We start from the raw sequence: 3,103 nt of genomic DNA on the forward strand, positions 1-3,103 counted from the left end.
AACGTGTACTGCTCGCCCTCTGCCCGGCAGCACCCTGCTGCTGTTCACCGACGGGCTGGTCGAGCGCCGCGACCAGGACATCGACACCGGACTGGACGACCTGGCCGAGCAGGCCGCCCGCCTGGCCACAGCCCCGCTGGAGGAACTCTGCGACACCCTGATCAGCCGGAGCCGACAGGTCTTCGACGACGATGTCGCCCTGCTCGCCCTGCGCATCCCCTCCGACGGCCCGGCACGGTGAGAGGTGCGCGTCCGGCCTCCCGCCGGGCCTGGCCTTGCGGGCGGCGGGCCTGACGGGAGGCGCTCAGGTGGGCAGGAGGGTGCGCAGGGCGTAGGGGAGGATGCCGCCGTGGCGGTAGTAGTCGGCCTCGGTGGGGGTGTCGATGCGTACCCGCGCCGTGAACTGGATGGGGCCGGCGGCACCGTCGGCCATGACGGTGACCTCGCGCGGCATGGCGTCGGTGCCTGCCAGCCCGCGGATGGTGTAGGTCTCCTCGCCGGTCAGTCCCAGGGATGCGCGGCTGTCTCCGGGGGCGAACTGCAGGGGCAGGACGCCCAGGCCGATGAGGTTGGAGCGGTGGATGCGCTCGTAGGACTCGGTGAGCACAGCCTTGACGCCCAGCAGGGCGGTGCCCTTGGCGGCCCAGTCGCGCGAGGAGCCCGAGCCGTACTCCTTCCCGGCGATCACGAGCAGCGGTACGCCCTCGTCGGCGTAGCGCATGGCGGCGTCGAAGATGGCGGTCTGCTCCCCGTCGGGCAGGTGGCGGGTGACGCCGCCCTCGGTTCCGGGGGCGAGCAGGTTGCGCAGCCGGATGTTGGCGAACGTGCCGCGGATCATCACCTCGTGGTTGCCGCGCCGGGAGCCGTAGGAGTTGAACTCCTTTGGTGCGACGCCGTGTTCGGTGAGGTAGCGCCCGGCCGGGGAGTCGCGCTTGATGGCGCCTGCGGGTGAGATGTGGTCGGTGGTGACCGAGTCGCCGAGCAGAGCCAGCACCCGGGCGCCCTCGATGTCCGCGAGCGGCACCGGCGTACGGCTCATGCCCTCGAAGTACGGGGGCCGGCGCACGTAGGTGGAGTCCGGGTCCCAGGTGAACAACTCGCCTTCCGGGGTGGACAGGGCCCGCCATTGGTCGCCGCCCGCGAAGACATCCGCGTAGTCACTCGTGAACATCTCCGGGCGCAGGCAGGCGGCGATGACGTCCTGGACTTCCTGCTGACTGGGCCAGATGTCGCGCAGGAACACCGGCTTGCCGTCGTTGCCGGTGCTGAGCGGATCCTGGGTGAGGTCGACGGTCATCGATCCGGCCAGCGCGTAGGCGACCACCAGGGGCGGGGAGGCGAGGTAGTTGAGCTTGGTCTGGGGGTGGATGCGGCCTTCGAAGTTGCGGTTGCCGGAGAGCACCGCGGCCACCGCCAGATCGTGGTCGGACACGGCGCGGGCCACCTCGGCGATGAGCGGGCCGGAGTTTCCGATGCAGGTGGTGCAGCCGTAGCCGACGAGGTCGAAGCCGAGCTTGTTTAGGTACGGGATCAGGCCGGCGCGCGCGAAGTAGTCCATGACCACCTTCGAGCCGGGTGCGAGGGAGGTCTTCACCCAGGGCTTCGGCCTGAGCCCGTGTTCGACGGCCTTCTTGGCGAGCAGAGCGGCACCGACCATGACCTGCGGGTTGGAGGTGTTGGTGCAGGAGGTGATCGCGGCGATCACCACCGCCCCGTGCCCGATCTCGACGCTCGTGCCGTCCGCCAGGGTCACCGGGGTGGGATTCAGGGACGGGTCGTCGGAGGCCGGGGCGGTCTCGAAGTGGGCGGGTGCGTCGCCGGGACGGTTGCCGGTCGCCGCGACGGGGTCGGAGGCGGGGAAGGATTCCGCGCTGCTCTCGTCCAGTCCGACCGGCGCGGGGTCGCAGCGGACGTAGCCGCCCAGCACGGCGCGGAAGGCGCGCGGCGCATCAGCCAGGGCGATGCGGTCCTGCGGGCGCTTGGGCCCGGCGATCGAGGGCACCACCGCCGAAAGATCCACTTCCAGCGTCTCGGAGTAGGCGGGTTCATGCCCCGGGTCGTGCCACAGGCCCTGCTCCTTGGCGTACGCCTCCACCAGCGCAATGTGTTCGGAACTGCGGCCGGTCAGCCGCAGGTACGACAAGGTCTCCGCGTCGATGGGAAAGATCGCGCAGGTGGCACCGTACTCCGGACTCATGTTGCCGATGGTCGCCCGGTTGGCCAGCGGCACGTTGGCCACGCCGGGGCCGTAGAACTCCACGAAGGTGCCGACCACGCCGTGCGCCCGCAGTTTCTCCGCGATGGTCAGGACCAGGTCGGTTGCGGTGCTGCCCTCCGGCAGCGCACCGGTCAGCTTCACGCCGATGACCCGGGGGATGAGCATGCTCAGCGGCAGGTCGAGCATGGCCGCTTCCGCTTCGATGCCGCCCACACCCCAGCCGAGGACGCCCAGCCCGTTGACCATCGGGGTGTGGGAGTCGGTGCCGACCAGCGTGTCGGGGAAGGCGGTTCCCTCCTCGTCGAACACCACCCGGGCGAGGTGTTCGAGGTTGACCTGGTGGCAGATGCCGGTGCCCGGCGGGACGACCCGCAGGCCGGCGAAGGCGTTCTGCCCCCAGCGCAGGAACTGGTACCGCTCGGCGTTGCGCTCGAACTCCAGCTCGACGTTGCGGTCGAACGCCTCCGGGACGCCGTAGTAGTCGGCGATCACCGAGTGGTCGATGACGAGCTCCACCGGCCGCGATGGTTCGATGCGGGACGCGTCGCCGCCCAGGGCGGCCATCGCCTCGCGCATCGCCACCAGGTCCACGATGCACGGCACACCGGTGAAGTCCTGCATCAGCACCCGCGCCGGGGTGAACTGGATCTCCGTGGCAGGCTCGGCGGCCGGGTCCCAGCCGACCAGCGCGGTGATCTGATCGGCGGTCACCGCGCGGCCGTCCTCGTTGCGCAGCAGGTTCTCCAGCAGCACCTTCAGGCTGTACGGGAGGCGGGCTGTGTCGGGCAGTGCGTCGAGCCGGAAGATCGTGAAGGAGGATCCGGCGGCGCTGAGTGTTTTTTGGGCGGCGAACGTGTCGATCGGCACGGCGGCTGCTCCTTACGC

General features: G+C 70.4%; 2 protein-coding genes. One reads left to right on the forward strand and one right to left on the reverse strand.

The features are described 5' to 3' along the window. Positions 1–241: SpoIIE family protein phosphatase (locus tag C1I97_RS34130; protein WP_146608387.1), on the forward strand; the 241-nt coding region annotated here is incomplete at its 5' end. A 63-nt stretch (positions 242–304) separates the two neighbouring features. Here C1I97_RS34130 and C1I97_RS34135 read toward each other — a convergent pair. Then, entirely contained in the window at positions 305–3,085 is a 2,781-nt protein-coding gene (locus C1I97_RS34135) for an aconitate hydratase (RefSeq protein WP_111006870.1), read from the reverse strand. Positions 3,086–3,103: the final 18 nt, after the last annotated feature.

Origin of the sequence: Streptomyces sp. NTH33 (assembly GCF_003236365.1) — a bacterium.
Taxonomy (GTDB): Bacteria; Actinomycetota; Actinomycetes; order Streptomycetales; family Streptomycetaceae; genus Streptomyces.